The sequence below is a fragment of the Staphylococcus sp. EG-SA-17 genome, from assembly GCF_017151845.1.
Classification (GTDB): Bacteria; Bacillota; Bacilli; order Staphylococcales; family Staphylococcaceae; genus Staphylococcus; species Staphylococcus aureus.
This window is the reverse complement of record NZ_JACVZO010000006.1, coordinates 45258-65148: the sequence shown is the minus strand read 5'-3', so window position 1 is coordinate 65148 and position 19891 is coordinate 45258. Positions and strand designations below refer to the sequence as shown.

At 32.8% G+C, this 19891-nt stretch carries 21 protein-coding genes; 16 read left to right on the top strand and 5 right to left on the bottom strand.

Going from position 1 to position 19891, the window contains the following annotated elements:
• Positions 1-4: 4 nt before the first annotated feature.
• The 12 genes from pdhA (at position 5) to IDG65_RS04480 (ending at position 11598) form a co-directional block, all read left to right on the top strand.
• Positions 5-1117, top strand: coding sequence for a pyruvate dehydrogenase (acetyl-transferring) E1 component subunit alpha (gene pdhA, locus IDG65_RS04535; protein ID WP_000035320.1), 1113 nt, complete (start codon positions 5-7; stop codon positions 1115-1117).
• A gap of 3 nt (positions 1118-1120) precedes the next feature.
• Positions 1121-2098: an alpha-ketoacid dehydrogenase subunit beta gene (locus IDG65_RS04530; protein ID WP_000068176.1), complete on the top strand. Its 978-nt coding sequence runs from the start codon at positions 1121-1123 to the stop codon at positions 2096-2098.
• Between the two features lie 90 nt (positions 2099-2188).
• Positions 2189-3481: a dihydrolipoamide acetyltransferase family protein gene (locus IDG65_RS04525; protein WP_000863442.1), complete on the top strand. Its 1293-nt coding sequence runs from the start codon at positions 2189-2191 to the stop codon at positions 3479-3481.
• 3 nt (positions 3482-3484) lie between these two features.
• Positions 3485-4891, top strand: a complete 1407-nt coding sequence (lpdA, locus tag IDG65_RS04520; RefSeq protein WP_000260117.1) for a dihydrolipoyl dehydrogenase — start codon at positions 3485-3487, stop codon at positions 4889-4891.
• 167 nt (positions 4892-5058) lie between these two features.
• Entirely contained in the window at positions 5059-5334 is a 276-nt protein-coding gene (locus IDG65_RS04515) for a UPF0223 family protein (RefSeq protein WP_000455597.1), read from the top strand.
• 143 nt (positions 5335-5477) lie between these two features.
• Positions 5478-6017, top strand: coding sequence for a helix-turn-helix domain-containing protein (locus IDG65_RS04510; RefSeq protein ID WP_001020627.1), 540 nt, complete (start codon positions 5478-5480; stop codon positions 6015-6017).
• 12 nt (positions 6018-6029) lie between these two features.
• Positions 6030-7124, top strand: coding sequence for an ABC transporter ATP-binding protein (locus IDG65_RS04505; protein WP_000433551.1), 1095 nt, complete (start codon positions 6030-6032; stop codon positions 7122-7124).
• A complete protein-coding gene (locus IDG65_RS04500; RefSeq protein ID WP_001246555.1) occupies positions 7117-7914 on the top strand; it encodes an ABC transporter permease in 798 nt (265 codons plus the stop codon). The genes IDG65_RS04505 and IDG65_RS04500 overlap by 8 nt, the downstream gene beginning before the upstream one ends.
• 5 nt (positions 7915-7919) lie before the next feature.
• A complete protein-coding gene (locus IDG65_RS04495; protein WP_000872390.1) occupies positions 7920-8729 on the top strand; it encodes an ABC transporter permease in 810 nt (269 codons plus the stop codon).
• Positions 8729-9802, top strand: a complete 1074-nt coding sequence (locus IDG65_RS04490) for an ABC transporter substrate-binding protein (RefSeq protein ID WP_000819697.1) — start codon at positions 8729-8731, stop codon at positions 9800-9802. The genes IDG65_RS04495 and IDG65_RS04490 overlap by 1 nt, the downstream gene beginning before the upstream one ends.
• Before the next feature lie 73 nt (positions 9803-9875).
• Positions 9876-10895, top strand: coding sequence for a lipoteichoic acid stability factor AuxB (gene auxB, locus IDG65_RS04485; RefSeq protein WP_000145498.1), 1020 nt, complete (start codon positions 9876-9878; stop codon positions 10893-10895).
• Positions 10896-11178: 283 nt separating this feature from the next.
• On the top strand, positions 11179-11598 hold the full coding sequence (locus tag IDG65_RS04480; protein ID WP_001080464.1) for a DUF4064 domain-containing protein: 420 nt from the start codon (positions 11179-11181) through the stop codon (positions 11596-11598).
• Between the two features lie 81 nt (positions 11599-11679).
• On the opposite strand, the gene IDG65_RS04475 is transcribed toward IDG65_RS04480, so the two are convergent.
• Positions 11680-13032 (bottom strand): Nramp family divalent metal transporter, encoded by a 1353-nt coding sequence (locus IDG65_RS04475; protein WP_001060841.1) that lies wholly within the window; start codon positions 13030-13032, stop codon positions 11680-11682.
• Positions 13033-13215: 183 nt separating this feature from the next.
• On the bottom strand, positions 13216-13830 hold the full coding sequence (locus tag IDG65_RS04470; protein ID WP_000170603.1) for a YktB family protein: 615 nt from the start codon (positions 13828-13830) through the stop codon (positions 13216-13218).
• 156 nt (positions 13831-13986) lie between these two features.
• Here IDG65_RS04470 and IDG65_RS04465 point away from each other — a divergent pair, with 156 nt between their 5' ends.
• The gene (locus IDG65_RS04465; protein WP_052997645.1) at positions 13987-14814 is read left to right on the top strand and encodes an inositol monophosphatase family protein; all 828 of its coding nucleotides are present in this window, start codon (positions 13987-13989) and stop codon (positions 14812-14814) included.
• Between the two features lie 153 nt (positions 14815-14967).
• Here the strand turns inward: IDG65_RS04465 and IDG65_RS04460 are convergent, their stop codons facing one another.
• Positions 14968-15159, bottom strand: a complete 192-nt coding sequence (locus tag IDG65_RS04460; protein WP_000810619.1) for a DUF5325 family protein — start codon at positions 15157-15159, stop codon at positions 14968-14970.
• Between the two features lie 101 nt (positions 15160-15260).
• On the opposite strand from IDG65_RS04460, the gene typA reads away from it, so the two are divergent.
• Positions 15261-17108, top strand: a complete 1848-nt coding sequence (gene typA / locus IDG65_RS04455) for a translational GTPase TypA (RefSeq protein WP_000182654.1) — start codon at positions 15261-15263, stop codon at positions 17106-17108.
• Between the two features lie 139 nt (positions 17109-17247).
• On the opposite strand, the gene IDG65_RS04450 is transcribed toward typA, so the two are convergent.
• Both IDG65_RS04450 and IDG65_RS04445 read right to left on the bottom strand, forming a co-directional pair.
• Positions 17248-17415, bottom strand: coding sequence for a YlaI family protein (locus IDG65_RS04450; protein WP_001250275.1), 168 nt, complete (start codon positions 17413-17415; stop codon positions 17248-17250).
• Between the two features lies 1 nt (position 17416).
• Positions 17417-17899, bottom strand: a complete 483-nt coding sequence (locus tag IDG65_RS04445; RefSeq protein ID WP_000614712.1) for a hypothetical protein — start codon at positions 17897-17899, stop codon at positions 17417-17419.
• A 140-nt stretch (positions 17900-18039) separates the two neighbouring features.
• Here IDG65_RS04445 and IDG65_RS04440 point away from each other — a divergent pair, with 140 nt between their 5' ends.
• The gene (locus tag IDG65_RS04440) at positions 18040-18315 is read left to right on the top strand and encodes an Fpa/YlaN family protein (protein WP_001118970.1); all 276 of its coding nucleotides are present in this window, start codon (positions 18040-18042) and stop codon (positions 18313-18315) included.
• A 313-nt stretch (positions 18316-18628) separates the two neighbouring features.
• On the top strand, positions 18629-19855 hold the full coding sequence (gene ftsW / locus IDG65_RS04435; RefSeq protein ID WP_000787945.1) for a cell division peptidoglycan polymerase FtsW: 1227 nt from the start codon (positions 18629-18631) through the stop codon (positions 19853-19855).
• Positions 19856-19891 lie beyond the last annotated feature (36 nt).

Here is a 19891-nt window from a genome sequence, read left to right as displayed (position 1 = left end):
TTGAATGGCTCCTAAGTTACAAGCCCAATTCGATGCAGTAAAAGTTTTAAATGATACTCAATCGAAATTTGAAATGGTTCAAATTTTGGATGAGAATGGTAACGTCGTAAATGAAGACTTAGTACCTGATCTTACGGATGAACAATTAGTAGAATTAATGGAAAGAATGGTATGGACTCGTATCCTTGATCAACGTTCTATCTCATTAAACAGACAAGGACGTTTAGGTTTCTATGCACCAACTGCTGGTCAAGAAGCATCACAATTAGCGTCACAATACGCTTTAGAAAAAGAAGATTACATTTTACCGGGATACAGAGATGTTCCTCAAATTATTTGGCATGGTTTACCATTAACTGAAGCTTTCTTATTCTCAAGAGGTCACTTCAAAGGAAATCAATTCCCTGAAGGCGTTAATGCTTTGAGCCCACAAATTATTATCGGTGCACAATACATTCAAGCTGCTGGTGTTGCATTTGCACTTAAAAAACGTGGTAAAAATGCAGTTGCAATCACTTACACTGGTGACGGTGGTTCTTCACAAGGTGATTTCTACGAAGGTATTAACTTTGCAGCAGCTTATAAAGCACCTGCAATTTTCGTTATTCAAAACAATAACTATGCAATTTCAACACCAAGAAGCAAGCAAACTGCTGCTGAAACATTAGCTCAAAAAGCAATTGCTGTAGGTATTCCTGGTATCCAAGTTGATGGTATGGATGCGTTAGCTGTATATCAAGCAACTAAAGAAGCACGTGACCGCGCAGTTGCAGGTGAAGGTCCAACATTAATTGAAACTATGACATATCGTTATGGTCCTCATACAATGGCTGGTGACGATCCAACTCGTTACAGAACTTCAGACGAAGATGCTGAATGGGAGAAAAAAGACCCATTAGTACGTTTCCGTAAATTCCTTGAAAACAAAGGTTTATGGAATGAAGACAAAGAAAATGAAGTTATTGAACGTGCAAAAGCTGATATTAAAGCAGCAATTAAAGAGGCTGATAACACTGAAAAACAAACTGTTACTTCTCTAATGGAAATTATGTATGAAGATATGCCTCAAAACTTAGCAGAACAATATGAAATTTACAAAGAGAAGGAGTCGAAGTAAGCCATGGCACAAATGACAATGGTTCAAGCGATTAATGATGCGCTTAAAACTGAACTTAAAAATGACCAAGATGTTTTAATTTTTGGTGAAGACGTTGGTGTTAACGGCGGTGTTTTCCGTGTTACTGAAGGACTACAAAAAGAATTTGGTGAAGATAGAGTATTCGATACACCTTTAGCTGAATCAGGTATTGGTGGTTTAGCAATGGGTCTTGCAGTTGAAGGATTCCGTCCGGTTATGGAAGTACAATTCTTAGGTTTCGTATTCGAAGTATTTGATGCGATTGCTGGACAAATTGCACGTACTCGTTTCCGTTCAGGCGGTACTAAAACTGCACCTGTAACAATTCGTAGCCCATTTGGTGGTGGCGTACACACACCTGAATTGCACGCAGATAACTTAGAAGGTATTTTAGCTCAATCTCCAGGTCTAAAGGTTGTTATTCCTTCAGGCCCATACGATGCGAAAGGTTTATTAATTTCTTCTATTAGAAGTAATGACCCAGTCGTATACTTAGAGCATATGAAATTGTATCGTTCATTCCGTGAAGAAGTACCTGAAGAAGAATATACAATTGACATTGGTAAGGCTAATGTGAAAAAAGAAGGTAATGACATTTCAATCATCACATACGGTGCAATGGTTCAAGAATCAATGAAAGCTGCAGAAGAACTTGAAAAAGATGGTTATTCTGTTGAAGTAATTGACTTACGTACTGTTCAACCAATCGATGTTGACACAATTGTAGCTTCAGTTGAAAAAACTGGTCGTGCAGTTGTAGTTCAAGAAGCACAACGTCAAGCTGGTGTTGGTGCAGCAGTTGTAGCTGAATTAAGTGAACGTGCAATCCTTTCATTAGAAGCACCTATTGGAAGAGTTGCAGCAGCAGATACAATTTATCCATTCACTCAAGCTGAAAATGTTTGGTTACCAAACAAAAATGACATCATCGAAAAAGCAAAAGAAACTTTAGAATTTTAATACATTTTAAAAGTTAACGAAGTTAGCGTATTTTAGTCTCATTGATTAAAATGAAATGTTTAATTTACGAAATCTTAGGAGGGCAAAAACGTGGCATTTGAATTTAGATTACCCGATATCGGGGAAGGTATCCACGAAGGTGAAATTGTAAAATGGTTTGTTAAAGCTGGAGATACTATTGAAGAAGACGATGTTTTAGCTGAGGTACAAAACGATAAATCAGTAGTAGAAATCCCATCACCAGTATCTGGTACTGTTGAAGAAGTTATGGTAGAAGAAGGTACAGTAGCTGTAGTTGGTGACGTTATTGTTAAAATCGATGCACCTGATGCAGAAGATATGCAATTTAAAGGTCATGATGATGATTCATCATCTAAAGAAGAACCTGCGAAAGAGGAAGCGCCAGCAGAGCAAGCACCTGTAGCTACTCAAACTGAAGAAGTAGATGAAAACAGAACTGTTAAAGCAATGCCTTCAGTACGTAAATACGCACGTGAAAAAGGTGTTAACATTAAAGCAGTTTCAGGATCTGGTAAAAATGGTCGTATTACAAAAGAAGATGTAGATGCATACTTAAATGGTGGTGCACCAACAGCTTCAAATGAATCAGCTGCTTCAACTACAAGTGAAGAAGTTGCTGAAACTCCTGCAGCACCTGCAGCAGTATCATTAGAAGGCGACTTCCCAGAAACAACTGAAAAAATCCCTGCTATGCGTAGAGCAATTGCGAAAGCAATGGTTAACTCTAAGCATACTGCACCTCATGTAACATTAATGGATGAAATTGATGTTCAAGCATTATGGGATCACCGTAAGAAATTTAAAGAAATCGCAGCTGAACAAGGTACTAAGTTAACATTCTTACCATATGTTGTTAAAGCGCTTGTTTCTGCATTGAAAAAATACCCAGCACTTAATACTTCATTCAATGAAGAAGCTGGTGAAATTGTGCATAAACATTACTGGAATATCGGTATTGCGGCGGACACTGATAGAGGTTTATTAGTACCTGTAGTGAAACATGCTGACCGTAAATCTATTTTCCAAATTTCTGATGAAATTAATGAATTAGCTGTTAAAGCACGTGATGGTAAATTAACAGCCGATGAAATGAAAGGTGCAACATGCACAATCAGTAATATCGGTTCAGCTGGTGGACAATGGTTCACTCCAGTTATCAATCACCCAGAAGTAGCAATCTTAGGAATTGGCCGTATTGCTCAAAAACCTATCGTTAAAGATGGAGAAATTGTTGCAGCACCAGTATTAGCATTATCATTAAGCTTTGACCACAGACAAATTGATGGTGCAACTGGCCAAAATGCAATGAATCACATTAAACGTTTATTAAATAATCCAGAATTATTATTAATGGAGGGGTAAAACATGGTAGTTGGAGATTTCCCAATTGAAACAGATACTATAGTAATCGGAGCAGGTCCTGGTGGATACGTTGCAGCAATTCGTGCAGCTCAATTAGGACAAAAAGTAACAATCGTTGAGAAAGGTAATCTTGGTGGTGTTTGCTTAAACGTAGGATGTATTCCTTCAAAAGCATTACTACATGCTTCTCACCGTTTTGTTGAAGCACAACATTCTGAAAACTTAGGTGTTATTGCTGAAAGTGTTTCTTTAAACTTCCAAAAAGTTCAAGAATTCAAATCATCAGTTGTTAATAAATTAACTGGTGGTGTTGAAGGCTTACTTAAAGGTAACAAAGTAAACATCGTTAAAGGTGAAGCATATTTCGTAGATAACAATAGCTTACGTGTTATGGACGAAAAGAGCGCACAAACATACAACTTTAAAAATGCAATCATTGCAACAGGTTCAAGACCAATTGAAATTCCTAATTTCAAATTCGGTAAACGTGTTATCGACTCAACAGGTGCTTTAAACTTACAAGAAGTACCAGGTAAATTAGTTGTAGTTGGTGGAGGATACATTGGATCAGAATTAGGTACAGCATTTGCTAACTTTGGTTCAGAAGTAACAATCCTTGAAGGTGCTAAAGATATCTTAGGTGGCTTCGAAAAACAAATGACACAACCTGTTAAAAAAGGTATGAAAGAAAAAGGTGTTGAAATCGTTACTGAAGCTATGGCTAAATCTGCTGAAGAAACAGATAACGGAGTTAAAGTTACTTATGAAGCTAAAGGCGAAGAGAAAACAATCGAAGCTGATTATGTATTAGTAACTGTAGGTCGTCGTCCAAACACAGACGAATTAGGCCTAGAAGAATTAGGTGTTAAATTCGCTGACCGTGGATTATTAGAAGTTGATAAACAAAGCCGTACGTCTATCAGCAATATCTATGCAATTGGTGATATCGTTCCAGGTTTACCACTTGCTCACAAAGCTAGCTATGAAGCTAAAGTTGCTGCTGAAGCAATTGATGGTCAAGCTGCTGAAGTTGATTACATTGGTATGCCAGCAGTATGCTTTACTGAACCAGAATTAGCTACAGTTGGTTATTCAGAAGCGCAAGCTAAAGAAGAAGGTTTAGCAATTAAAGCTTCTAAATTCCCATATGCAGCAAATGGTCGTGCATTATCATTAGATGATACTAACGGATTTGTTAAACTTATTACACTTAAAGAAGATGATACTTTAATCGGTGCTCAAGTAGTTGGTACTGGTGCATCAGATATTATCTCTGAATTAGGTTTAGCAATTGAAGCTGGTATGAATGCTGAAGATATCGCATTAACAATCCATGCACATCCAACATTAGGTGAGATGACTATGGAAGCAGCAGAAAAAGCTATCGGATACCCAATCCATACAATGTAATAACTGATTATCTATAAAGATTCAGTCATTAAAAGCTGTAGCATATGCTACGGCTTTTTTGTTTTAGGTAAAGTAATGTAAGGAAATTGATTTGAGATATCGTTAACATGTGACATGCATGTTATACTAGCGATGCTAACAAAAGAATTGAAATGGAGGGTTCAACAATGGAATATGAGTATCCAATTGATTTAGACTGGAGTAATGAAGAGATGATTTCAGTGATAAATTTCTTTAATCATGTAGAGAAGTATTATGAATCCGGCGTGACGGCAGGCGACTTTATGGGTGCATATAAAAGATTTAAAGAAATTGTGCCTGCTAAAGCAGAGGAAAAACAAATTTTTAATACTTTCGAAAAAAGTAGTGGCTATAATAGTTACAAAGCAGTTCAAGATGTAAAAACTCACTCTGAAGAACAAAGAGTAACAGCTAAAAAATAATTCGTTCGAAATTAACACAATTTAATAGGAATTTTTCTTTAAAACTATTGCTAATAAAGCTATATTTTGATACCTTTATCAAGTGTTAAACAAAATGTTTGATAAAAGTAAACTTAATATAGCTTTTTTAGGTGGAAAAATAAATGAACATAGGTAATAAAATTAAAAATCTTAGAAGAATTAAAAATTTAACGCAAGAAGAACTTGCTGAACGTACAGACTTATCGAAAGGCTACATTTCACAAATAGAAAGTGAACATGCCTCACCAAGTATGGAAACTTTCTTAAATATTATAGAGGTGTTAGGAACGACGCCAAGTGAATTTTTTAAAGACAGTGAAAATGAAAAAGTATTATACAAGAAGGAAGAACAAGTTATTTATGATGAGTATGATGAAGGTTATATATTAAATTGGTTAGTTTCAAAGTCAAATGAATATGATATGGAGCCATTAATATTAACTTTAAAGCCTGGCGCATCATATAAAAATTTTAATCCATCAGAGTCTGATACGTTTATTTATTGTATGTCAGGTCAGATAACACTTAATTTAGGCAAAGAGGTATATCAAGCACAAGAAGAAGACGTTTTGTATTTTAAAGCACGAGATAATCATCGTTTGTCAAATGAATCAAACAATGAAACACGAATACTTATTGTAGCGACAGCTTCATATTTATAGGGGGGATCTTATTTGGAACCGTTATTATCATTAAAATCAGTTAGTAAAAGCTATGATGATCTTAATATCTTAGATGACATAGATATTGATATTGAATCAGGATACTTTTATACATTATTAGGTCCTTCAGGTTGTGGTAAAACAACAATTTTAAAATTAATTGCAGGGTTTGAATATCCTGACAGTGGTGAAGTGATTTATCAAAACAAACCAATTGGTAATTTACCACCAAATAAACGTAAAGTGAATACAGTCTTTCAAGATTATGCATTATTTCCACACTTAAACGTCTATGATAATATCGCTTTCGGTTTGAAATTAAAAAAATTATCAAAAACCGAAATTGATCAAAAAGTAACTGAGGCATTAAAATTAGTTAAGCTTTCAGGTTATGAAAAAAGAAATATTAATGAAATGAGTGGCGGACAAAAGCAACGTGTTGCAATTGCACGTGCTATCGTAAATGAACCAGAAATATTATTATTAGATGAATCTTTATCCGCATTAGATTTGAAATTGCGCACTGAAATGCAATATGAATTACGGGAATTGCAATCTAGATTAGGTATTACATTTATATTTGTAACACATGATCAAGAAGAAGCGTTAGCACTAAGTGACTTTCTTTTTGTATTAAAAGATGGGAAAATTCAACAATTTGGTACGCCAACGGATATATATGACGAACCAGTGAATCGATTTGTAGCTGATTTTATTGGAGAATCTAATATTGTTGAAGGACGCATGGTTAGAGATTATGTCGTGAATATTTATGGGCAAGATTTCGAATGTGTCGATATGGGTATTCCTGAAAATAAAAAAGTAGAAGTCGTTATTCGACCAGAAGATATATCATTAATCAAAGCTGAAGAAGGATTATTTAAAGCAACTGTTGATTCTATGTTATTTAGAGGGGTCCACTATGAAATATGTTGTATAGACAATAAAGGTTATGAATGGGTAATACAAACGACTAAAAAAGCTGAAGTAGGCAGTGAAGTTGGTCTTTATTTTGATCCTGAAGCCATTCATATTATGGTTCCTGGAGAAACAGAAGAAGAGTTTGATAAACGTATTGAAAGCTATGAGGAAGTAGACAATGCGTAATACTAATAAATTTCTCTTAATCCCGTATTTATTATGGATGGTTATATTTATTATTGTACCAGTTGTATTACTCATTTATTTTTCATTTTTAGATATCAATGGACATTTTAGTTTCACGAATTATCAACAAATTTTTACTACAAAATATTTAAAAATGTTTGCATATTCAATTTTATATGCCGCTTTAATAACAATTATTACGTTGGCTATAAGTTATCCAGCTGCCTATTATATTACTCGTTCGAAATTTCAAAATATCTTATTAATGATAATGATTATTCCAACATGGATAAATTTATTGTTAAAGACATATGCTTTTATAGGTTTATTAAGTCATGATGGCGTGATTAATCAATTTTTCCACTTATTTAATTTACCATCATTCAATTTGTTATTTACAACTGGTGCGTTTTTAGTAGTGGCAAGTTACATTTATATACCATTTATGATTTTACCTATATTTAATAGCATGAAAGCAATTCCTAATAATTTATTGCAGGCCTCAAGTGATTTAGGTGCTAGTCCTTTTTATACTTTTAGAAAAGTAATCATGCCGTTAACAAAAGAAGGTGTTATGACTGGGATTCAAGTAACCTTTATTCCATCACTTTCATTATTTATGATTACAAGATTAATTGCAGGTAATAAAGTCATAAATATAGGTACGGCAATAGAGGAACAATTTTTAACAATTCAAAATTATGGTATGGGATCAACTATAGCTATATTCTTAATTGTATTTATGGCATTCATTTTAATCATTACAAAATCATCTAATGGGAGAGGGTGAATCATATGAAATGGTATGGAAAGCTGTATATCGGGATACTTTTAGCGATTTTATACATCCCAATATTCTTTTTAATGTTCTATTCATTCAATTCGGCTGGTAATATGATTCACTTTGAACATTTTACATTAGAGCATTATCAATCATTATTTCAAAATGATCATTTAATGTCGGTCATTTTTAATACGATAGCTGTAGCACTTTTAGCAGCCTCAATTTCTACAGTTATTGGTACATTTGGTGCCATTGCTATTTATTATTTAAGAAATAAAAAGTTTAAAGTAACTTTACTAACATTGAATAATGTCTTGATGGTATCATCCGACGTTGTCATAGGTGCATCATTCTTAATTATGTTTACAACGATTGGCCATTTTACTGGTCTTGGTTTAGGATTTTGGACAGTTCTAATATCTCATATTGCATTTTGCATACCTATAGTTGTGATTATCGTCTTACCACAACTGTATGAAATGAATAATAATATGTTAAATGCTGCAAGAGATTTAGGAGCGACTGAACCACAATTATTAAGCAACATTATTATTCCTAATATTTTACCTTCTATTATAGGAGGTTTCTTTATGGCTTTAACTTATTCACTAGACGATTTCACAGTAAGTTTCTTCGTTACTGGTAATGGCTTTAGTGTGTTATCAGTTGAAGTTTATGCTATGGCGAGAAAAGGAATTAGTATGGAAATTAATGCGATTTCAACATTATTGTTTGCTGTTATTGTATTAGGAATACTAGGATATTATTTGATTCAATACGTGATTAATAAGAAAAAACTAATCAAGCGAGGTGTAAAATAATGAAACGTTTTTTACAACTCATTATAGGTTCATTAGTTGTGGGTATGCTTTGTCTTACTTTAAGTCATTGGTTTAAATCTAAAGAACAAGTGCATACAAATCAAAAAATTTACGTATACAATTGGGGCGAATATATTGATCCAGAGTTAATTAAGAAATTTGAAAAAGAAACTGGCATTCAAGTCGTTTATGAAACTTTCGATTCAAATGAAGCGATGGAAGCCAAAATTCGTAATGGCGGTACACATTATGATGTTGCTTTTCCTAGTGAATATACAGTTCAAAAATTGAAAAGAGATCATTTATTGTTACCAATAGATCATAATAAGGTACCTAATATTAAAAATTTAGATTCAGATTATATGAATATGTCATTTGATAAAGGCAATAAATATTCTTTACCTTATTTCTTTGGAACTGTAGGTATTTTATATAATAAAGAAAAGTATCCAAATGAATCATTTGATAGTTGGAAGTCATTGTATAATCCTAAATTTAAAAACCAAATTTTACTAGTTGACGGTGCTAGAGAGATTATAGGCATGAGTTTGAATAAACTTGGGTATAATCTTAATGACCGTAATTCGCACCATTTAAAAGAAGCAGAGCGAGATTTAACCAAACTAGCACCACAAGTAAGAGGTGTCGTAGGTGATGAAATTACCATGATGCTTCAACAAAATGAAGGTAACATAGCGGTTGTTTGGAGTGGTGTTGCAGCACCTCTAGTGCAAGAAGGGGATAAATATAATTATGTTATTCCTAAAGAAGGATCGAATTTATGGTTCGACAATATGGTAATTCCAAAAACGGCACAAAATAAAGAGGGTGCATATAAATTTATGAATTTTTTATTAGATGCTAAAAATAACAAGCAAAATACAGAATTCGTAGGCTATGCAACGCCAAACAAGGCTGCTCGACAATTGTTGCCTAAAGAGATTAAAGACGACCATCGTTTCTATCCGACTAAGAAAGAGCAAGAACGCCTTGAAGTTTATAAAGATTTAGGACCTGAAGTTTTAAGTGAATACAATGAAAACTTTTTGAATTTCAAAATGTCATTAAAATAAAATCATAAATAGTAGTTATTTACTGTATATTTAGTTATAATAACGGGATAAGTACTATAAGGAGTTGTAACGAATGACTGGAGAACAATTTACTCAAATTAAACGTCCAGTAAGTAGATTAACTGAAAAAGTTCTAGGTTGGTTATGTTGGGTGATGTTATTAGTGCTTACTGTCATTACGATGTTTATAGCACTTGTTTCATTCAGTAATAACACATCGATTGCTAATCTTGAAAATACATTAAACAATAATGCATTTATCCAGCAATTATTAGCTGGAAATGGCTATAATACAACACAATTTGTAATATGGTTACAAAATGGTATATGGGCTATTATCGTTTACTTTATTGTTTGTTTGTTGATTTCATTTTTAGCTCTCATATCTATGAATATAAGAATCTTGTCAGGTTTCTTATTCTTAATATCAGCAATTGTAACGATTCCTTTAGTTTTACTTATCGTTACTTTAATCATTCCGATATTATTCTTTATTATTGCGATGATGCTATTTATAAGAAAAGATAAAGTTGAAATGGTTGCGCCACAATATTATGAAGAGTATAACGGACCGATTTATGATTATCGTGAACCTGTGTATGAGCGCCCACAACCGAAAGATGATTATTATGATGTGCCTAAATATGAAAAAGAATTGGATAAATCAAATACTGTATATGATCAAGAACAGGAAAGAGATAAATATGATCAATTTCCTAAACGTGCAGTTGAAAGTGAATATAATCATGATGAGCACACTGAGGAAGAACCATCAGTATTATCCAGACAGGCTAAATACAAACAAAAAAGTACTGAAGAACTAGGTATTGAAGATGATGGTTATTATGCAGAACCTGAAGTTGATCCAAAAGAATTGAAAGCACAACAAAAGCGAGAAAAAGCTGAAATTAAAGCTAAGAAAAAAGAAAAGCGTAAAGCTTATAACCAACGAATGAAAGAACGTAGGAAAAATCAACCTAGCGCAGTTAGTCAACGTCGAATGAATTTTGAAGAGCGACGTCAAATTTACAACAATGATATTTCTGAAGAACGCAATTCAAGTGAAGTTAAGGACAAAAAAGAGCAAGAATAAATATTGATGATACCCAGATTTAGTAAGTAGAGGTCTTTTGCTTATTAATCTGGGTTTTTATATGAGGTTAATTATCGATAATGTCTAATTAAAGTGTTTAGGTGTCAAAATTTTAAATGACGATTTCTCATTACCATACACCTAAATTACCATCAATCTGAATTCAGATGTTTATTATAAAAATTAGATGAAAAATATGTTAATATACAAGTAAATTAATGTGCGTATATCTATAGGCTCGTAGTATACTTATTAAAATATTAAACAAAGAAAGGATTTTAAGATGAATAGAAAACCTGAATTAATCATGGCTTGGATTGCAAATAGTATTAGTATTATTTATTTATTAGTTATGGGGCTATCCTATTTTTCTTTAAAAAGTGGTAATGCATCACAACGCGAAGAATTAGCGAAGCAATTATCTCAGAACGGTGGCAATGTTTCTTTAGATATGCTTCAGACAACAATTGGTGCATTAGCAATTATTTTATTAATTTCAACACTTTATGGTATATTTGCGACAATTTGTATTAAAGGGCGTAGAAAATTATCGATTATACTTTTTGTTATCGCGATAATTGTAAGTTTGATGGCTCTTAATTTAATTGCAATTGTCTTATGGATTATCGTGATGATTATGTTGATTTCTAAAAAAGAATCAAAAGAAACTACACATAAGGACGATGAGTATATTTATCATTAATATGTTCATAGCAAAAGAAAAACCATTAAAATGTTAAGTTGTTAATTATTAGATACAACCAACATTTTAATGGTTTTATTTTTAACCTTGTAGTTCTTGGAATGTTTGAACGATTAAATAGACATTTAAAATACTTAGAATAATAATAAGTGTCCATGAAATGATATTAACCCATGTTTTATTATAGAAAGGCCCCATCAAGTCTTTATTACTAGTAGCTAATTGTAATGGTATTAAACAGAATGGCAGAGCAATACTTAAAAATACTTGAGAGAATACAAGTAGTTGCTCAATTTTAGCTGCATTACCTTTAAAAATGATTAAGCATACGATAACAGGAATGACAGCAAGGGAACGTGTAATTAAACGTCTTAACCAATTTGGTATGTGCAATCTTAAAAATCCTTCCATTACAATTTGTCCTGCTAAAGTACCAGTAATCGTTGAATTTTGACCTGACGCTAATAATGCAACTGCAAATAATGTACTCATGATTGCACCCATTGTTGCACCTAGTACAGGTTCAGTTTTTAAGGCGTGATATAAATCATAGAAACCACCTAAATCGTCAGCGTTCGAGTTGAAAAATAGTGATGCTCCTAACACTAATAATAAGCAATTGACTACAAATGCGATTGATAACTGAATGTTCGAATCTATCGTAGCAAATTTAATCGCTTGCGCCTTTTCTTCATTGTTATGTCTTGAGTATGTTCTAGATTGTACAATTGATGAATGTAAGTACAAATTATGAGGCATAATTGTAGCGCCAATAATACCTAATGCAATATAGAGAATGCCGTTATTTGTAATGATTTCACTATGTGGTATAAATCCATTTAACACAGCGTTCAACTGTGGTGATGAAATATAGACTTCAAATATAAAGATGAATAACACTGTGAAAATTAATGTACCAACAATAGCTTCAATTTTTCTAAAACCATATTTCATTATAAATAGTAGTAAAAATACATCAAGTACAGTTATTAGTGCACCGACGATTAAAGGTATGTTAAATAGGAGATTAAGAGCAATAGCACTACCAATAACCTCAGCAATATCTGTGGCGATAATTGCTAGTTCTGCAATAATCCAAAAGATTATAGCAATAGGTCTTGATAAATAATGTCGTGTCATTTGAGCTAAGTCCATACCTGTTGCTATTCCTAATCTCACTGTCATGCTTTGAAGTAACATTGCTGATAAACTTGAAATAAGAATTACGAATAGCAAAGTATAGCCATATTGCGCGCCACCTTGCATTGATGTTATCCAGTTTCCGGGATCCATGTAACCAACAGCGACTAATAACCCAGGCCCAAGAAATGATAAAAATTTCTGTTTATTTGAACTGCGATGATCGAATTTAATTGTATTGTTTATTTCGTCTAAACTTAATTGTTCATTTGTTGAATGTCGTTTATTATTCATTTTGACTCACCTCTACTTCTTATGGACAATATAATAACCTAATAAAATGTTTAGGTCAACCTAAAATTATTTTATTTTTTTTAAAAGTATGAATTATTATGTTGAACGTTCGATTTAATATTAAGAAAAAAGAGCACGAAATCATGGATGTGATTTAGTGCTCTATTATTTAAACAAAGTTATTTATGCAGAATAAAATGGTAAGAACTGATCGAAGGTTTCTTCTAAAAATGCAATAAATGCTTTGTCACTTTTTAATCTTTTATCTTGTGGTGTGATTGCACGCGCTATAAAGAATTCACCTTTTTTTACATTGATGGCTCTTTGTATCGCTTCTTTTAAATCATCATCCGTTAAATCTTTAATAAATGGTTTATCAGGTTTCATATGATCTAAGCAAACACGATAATCATCAGGTAATTGTTGAATAGCTTTAAATTTTCTTTCAAAAACTTTTGCACGTGTTGCTTTATCTTTTGCTTCATGCATGATTCCAAACATAACAAACAGTTGATCTTCAAACATACCAATTTGGAAATGAGGTAACATTTTATAGCCTCGTTTGCTTGTAGCAAAAGCAACCCATGTATCTTTAGGAGGATTCACACTTCTTCTAGCATGTTTTGCTACGTGAGGATAAAATGTTTCACCAGTTTGACTTGTAAAGAAGTCACTAAAATATTCTCCTAATTCATGGAGTTGTGGTCGTATGTATTCGTTTAAAGCTTCCATTCGTGCGTCTAAACCTTCTACGTTGAACGCTTTGAAATCTTTAGGTTTAAATGTATATTTTGTCATAGAGTACCTCCTGTATAGTGTTTAAAAATATTGTAGCATATGTTTTATCAATTGCGGCTTAAGACGCTCTCATTAAAATTAGTATTTTCATTTTTATCATAAGAAGTTATTTTTATAAAATGTTGATGTATAATAAAGATGTTAGGAGATGATGTTATGGCACTTTATGGATTTGCCCAAGGACTTATTCAAGAAGCAGGAATTAGAATTAAACAATTGATGGAGCAAAATTTAACAATTGAAACAAAGTCAAATCCGAATGACCTTGTTACAAATGTAGATAAAGCAACAGAAGATTTTATTTTTGATACAATTTTAGAAACATATCCCAATCATCAAGTATTAGGTGAAGAAAGGCATGGTCATGACATCGATACTTCCAAAGGTACGGTATGGGTTGTTGACCCAATAGACGGTACATTGAATTTTGTTCATCAACAAGAAAATTTCGCGATTTCAATTGGTATTTATATCGATGGTAAACCTTATGCAGGTTTTGTATATGATGTTATGGCTGATGTCTTATATCATGCTAAAGTAGGGGAAGGTGCATATCGAGGTAGCCAACCCTTGAAACCATTGAATGATTCTAATCTAAGACAAAGCATTATTGGGATCAATCCGAACTGGTTAACTAAACCAATTTTAGGAGAAATCTTTAAAGAAATTGTTAATGATTCTAGAAGTGCAAGGGCATATGGTAGTGCAGCGCTTGAAATTGTTTCTGTTGCTACCGGTAATTTAGAAGCATATATGACACCTAGACTCCAACCGTGGGATTTTGCTGGAGGATTGGTTATTTTATATGAAGTAAATGGACAAGCTTCAAATTTATTGGGTGAACCGCTAACAATTGGTGGTCCAAACTCAGTTTTAGTTGGTAATCGTGGTGTTCATAGAGAGATCCTCGATGTATATTTAGAGCCACATCGCGATGCGTTAATACAATTACATGAACGACGATTTAAAAGAAAATCAAAATAATTACCAAAAGCGTAATATGTAGTCCTAACAATTAGGTAACATATTACGCTTTTATATCTTAAATAATAAAAACACGCGCCAATATAAAACCATTTAAATGTTCATCATGAACATGCGTGGTCTTTAATCAACGCGTGTTATTGTCGATATAACTTATAGCCAATCGTTTTCTCGATATTTTTTCTTTGTAGTAAATCCAATTCCAAAGGTTGCAACGAGTAATATAAATGTTAAAATCATCATTGGTACATTTGATGCACCAACAGCAAAACTAAATAATACTAAGAAAATAACAGCTAATATAGAAAATACCCAAAAGATATTTTTAGATTTTTTTTGTTTCATCCTATCCCCACCTTTTGCTTATCTTTTCTCAATTATATGATATAATAAAAAAGTTGTAATTAAAAGTGGGATTTTACTTAAGAAAGAAGGAAACTATTTATATGACTAATAAAAGAGAAGATGTCCGCAATATAGCAATTATTGCTCACGTTGACCATGGTAAAACAACTTTAGTAGATGAGTTGTTAAAACAATCTGGTATATTCAGAGAAAATGAACATGTCGATGAACGTGCAATGGACTCTAACGATATTGAAAGAGAGCGTGGAATTACGATTCTAGCCAAAAATACGGCTGTTGATTATAAAGGTACACGTATTAATATTTTGGATACACCAGGACATGCAGACTTTGGTGGAGAAGTAGAACGTATTATGAAAATGGTTGATGGGGTTGTCTTAGTAGTAGATGCGTATGAAGGTACAATGCCTCAAACACGTTTTGTACTTAAAAAAGCGCTAGAACAAAACCTGAAACCTGTTGTTGTTGTTAATAAAATTGATAAACCATCAGCACGTCCAGAGGGTGTTGTAGATGAAGTTTTAGATTTATTTATTGAATTAGAAGCAAACGATGAACAATTAGAATTCCCTGTTGTTTATGCTTCAGCAGTAAATGGTACAGCTAGCTTAGATCCTGAAAAACAAGATGATAATTTACAATCATTATATGAAACAATTATTGATTATGTACCAGCTCCAATTGATAACAGTGATGAGCCATTACAATTCCAAGTAGCATTGTTGGACTACAATGATTATGTTGGACGTATTGGTATTGGTCGTGTATTCAGAGGTAAAATGCGTGTCGGAGATAATGTATCACTAATTAAATTAGACGGTACAGTGAAAAACTTCCGTGTAACTAAAATCTTTGGTTACTTTGGATTAAAACGTTTAGAAATTGAAGAAGCACAAGCTGGAGATTTAATTGCTGTTTCAGGTATGGAAGACATTAATGTTGGTGAAACTGTAACACCACATGACCATCAAGAAGCATTGCCAGTTCTACGTATTGATGAGCCTACTCTTGAAATGACATTTAAAGTTAACAATTCACCATTTGCTGGCCGTGAAGGTGACTTTGTAACAGCGCGTCAAATTCAAGAACGTTTAAATCAACAATTAGAAACAGATGTATCTTTGAAAGTTTCTAACACAGATTCTCCAGATACATGGGTAGTTGCTGGTCGAGGTGAATTGCATTTATCAATCCTTATTGAAAATATGCGTCGTGAAGGTTATGAATTACAAGTTTCAAAACCACAAGTAATTATTAAAGAAATTGATGGTGTAATGTGTGAACCATTTGAACGTGTGCAATGTGAAGTGCCACAAGAAAATGCAGGTGCGGTTATTGAATCATTAGGTGCACGTAAAGGTGAAATGGTTGATATGACTACAACTGATAATGGACTTACACGTTTAATCTTTAATGTACCGGCTCGTGGTATGATTGGTTATACGACTGAATTTATGTCAATGACAAGAGGTTACGGTATTATTAACCATACATTTGAAGAATTTAGACCACGTATTAAAGCACAAATTGGCGGTCGTCGTAATGGTGCATTAATTTCAATGGATCAAGGTTCTGCAAGTACTTATGCCATTTTAGGACTTGAAGATAGAGGTGTAAACTTCATGGAACCTGGTACTGAAGTTTATGAAGGTATGATTGTTGGTGAACATAATCGTGAAAATGATTTAACTGTTAACATCACTAAAACAAAACATCAAACTAACGTACGTTCTGCAACGAAAGACCAAACACAAACAATGAATAGACCGCGTATTCTAACATTGGAAGAAGCGTTACAATTCATTAATGATGATGAACTTGTTGAGGTTACACCAGAAAGCATACGTTTAAGAAAGAAAATTTTAAACAAAAATGTTCGTGAAAAAGAAGCAAAGCGTATCAAACAAATGATGCAAGAAAACGAATAATTTAACATAATAAAAGAGAAGCTGAGCAATGAAAGTTGCTTAGCTTCTCTTTTGGCATATAATATTTGAAAAAGTGTTTAAATGCTATTATTTCCTGTTACTTTCACATTTTCAAATTTCTAACTTGTTTATTCAGATATTAATCGAGCGGATAGTGTTGCGCACGTTGTTTAGGTGTGTCTAATCGACTTTTACAATCATCGCACATAAATGTTCGAATAGGATTGTTTTTAAGTCGTTTAGACTCAGTTGTGCGCTCATCTATAAATACTTTTGCATCACAGATAATGCATTGCACTTGTCTCAAATTAAATCACCTCAATATGAGTTACATGGTTGATTCGATATGAATAACCATCTTCTTGATTGTAAATAAAACTATCTACACCATTATCGCTGTAAAGTCGTTTACCGTCTTTTGCAAATTGGAAAAATAAATAGGGTAATAGATCTATCGGTATATCTAAATGATCATGCTCATTTGATAATCGAATAGTAGTTGCAGAGTCATGTGGTTCGGAATGTTTGAAAAATGGTGTCATATTAATGACAAATGAACCTTCTAACATGGCACGTTTTTTATATTTTATTTCTGAATTTAAAGTAGGCGGATTAGTTTGTCCTTCTAGGATAGCACGATTCCATTCATGATTATCTTCAAAGTCGATTGGTTTTGAACCATCAAATACACCTTTTTCTAAATCTTCGATGCTAACTTTTCTATCATCGAAAATCCAAGTCGTACTATCTAATGTTATAGGAAACTTTACGGCTCCTTTAATTTGTATCATTTTCCCACTCCCTATCAATGTATATAGCATTATTTTAACACAAATTGCTAACGACACATTTTAAATCTACTTGCTTTTTAATATTTAGTAAGATAAACTTTTAGTAAGACTTGAGAATTTATATAGAGGGGGAGCGTGTCATGGCGAAACAAACAACAATGAAAAATGCAGCTTTGAAACAATTGACTAAAGATGCTGATGAAATCTTACATCTGATTAAAGTTCAACTAGATAATTTAACATTACCTTCATGCCCATTATATGAAGAAGTACTAGATACACAAATGTTTGGACTTCAAAAAGAAGTTGATTTTGCTGTTAAATTAGGTTTAGTTGACCGCGAAGATGGCAAACAAATAATGTTACGTCTTGAGAAAGAACTTTCAAAATTACATGAAGCTTTTACACTTGTTTAAGGTTTAATATATAAGCATATTAAAACGGCGTGAGATATCGACAATTGAGCTGCGCCGATTTTATATTTATAGTTTAATTACTGATTAAAGTGGCTGTTATGTTGTCTTCTTGATGACATGTCAGTCACTTTTATTGGGTTTTAGCAATTCACGATATTAAGTAAACAAATATTCTATAAATTACCTCAAGATACCTGTTAATATTTGTGATTATGACGATGTCATGTATATAATAAGTAACATGGATTTTTAAAATTAAAGTATAAAACGAAATCATTTGAAGTATAAATTGTAGAATTGGATGACTGAATATATGAAGAATTTTAGAAGTATTTTACGGTATATTGGTAAAACCTCAAAGTTTATTGATTACCCGTTATTAGTTACATATATTGTATTGAGTTTAATTGGATTAGTGATGGTATATAGTGCCAGTATGGTTCCAGCAACTAAAGGCACATTGACTGGTGGTATCGATGTTCCAGGAACGTATTTTTACAACCGACAATTAGCATATGTCATAATGAGTTTTATGATTGTATTTTTTATTGCATTTTTAATGAATGTTAAATTACTGAGTAATATTAAAGTGCAAAAAGGTATGATTATAACTATCGTCTCGCTATTATTACTGACGTTAGTAATCGGTAAAGATATTAATGGTTCTAAAAGTTGGATAAACTTAGGATTTATGAACTTACAGGCATCTGAGTTATTAAAAATTGCAATCATATTATATATCCCATTTATGATCAGTAAAAAAATGCCTAGAGTATTAAGTAAACCAAAATTAATTTTAAGTCCTATTGTATTAGCATTAGGTTGTACGTTTTTAGTTTTCCTACAAAAAGACGTAGGGCAAACATTACTAATATTAATTATTTTAGTTGCGATCATTTTTTATTCAGGAATTGGGGTAAACAAAGTCCTAAGATTTGGTATACCAGCAGTGCTAGGATTCTTAGTAGTATTTGTCATTGCATTAATGGCTGGTTGGTTACCAAGTTATTTAACAGCCAGATTTAGTACGCTAACAGATCCATTCCAATTCGAATCAGGAACTGGATACCATATTTCCAATTCATTGCTTGCGATAGGTAACGGTGGCGTATTTGGAAAAGGATTAGGAAATAGTGCAATGAAATTGGGCTATTTACCAGAACCACATACAGATTTTATTTTTGCAATTATTTGCGAAGAATTAGGTTTAATCGGAGGATTGCTAGTTATTACTTTAGAGTTCTTTATTGTATATCGTGCCTTTCAGTTTGCAAATAAAACATCATCATATTTTTATAAACTTGTGTGTGTTGGGATTGCCACATACTTTGGAAGCCAAACGTTTGTAAACATTGGCGGTATTTCGGCAACAATTCCATTAACTGGTGTGCCATTGCCATTTATCAGTTTTGGTGGATCATCAATGATTAGTTTAAGTATTGCTATGGGATTACTTCTGATTGTAGGTAAACAAATCAAAGTAGACCAGCAACGAAAGAAACAACAACAAAAAGTTGATATAAGAAGACAATTTAATTAAAAAATACTAGCCAATATTTAGTACGAGATGACTTCT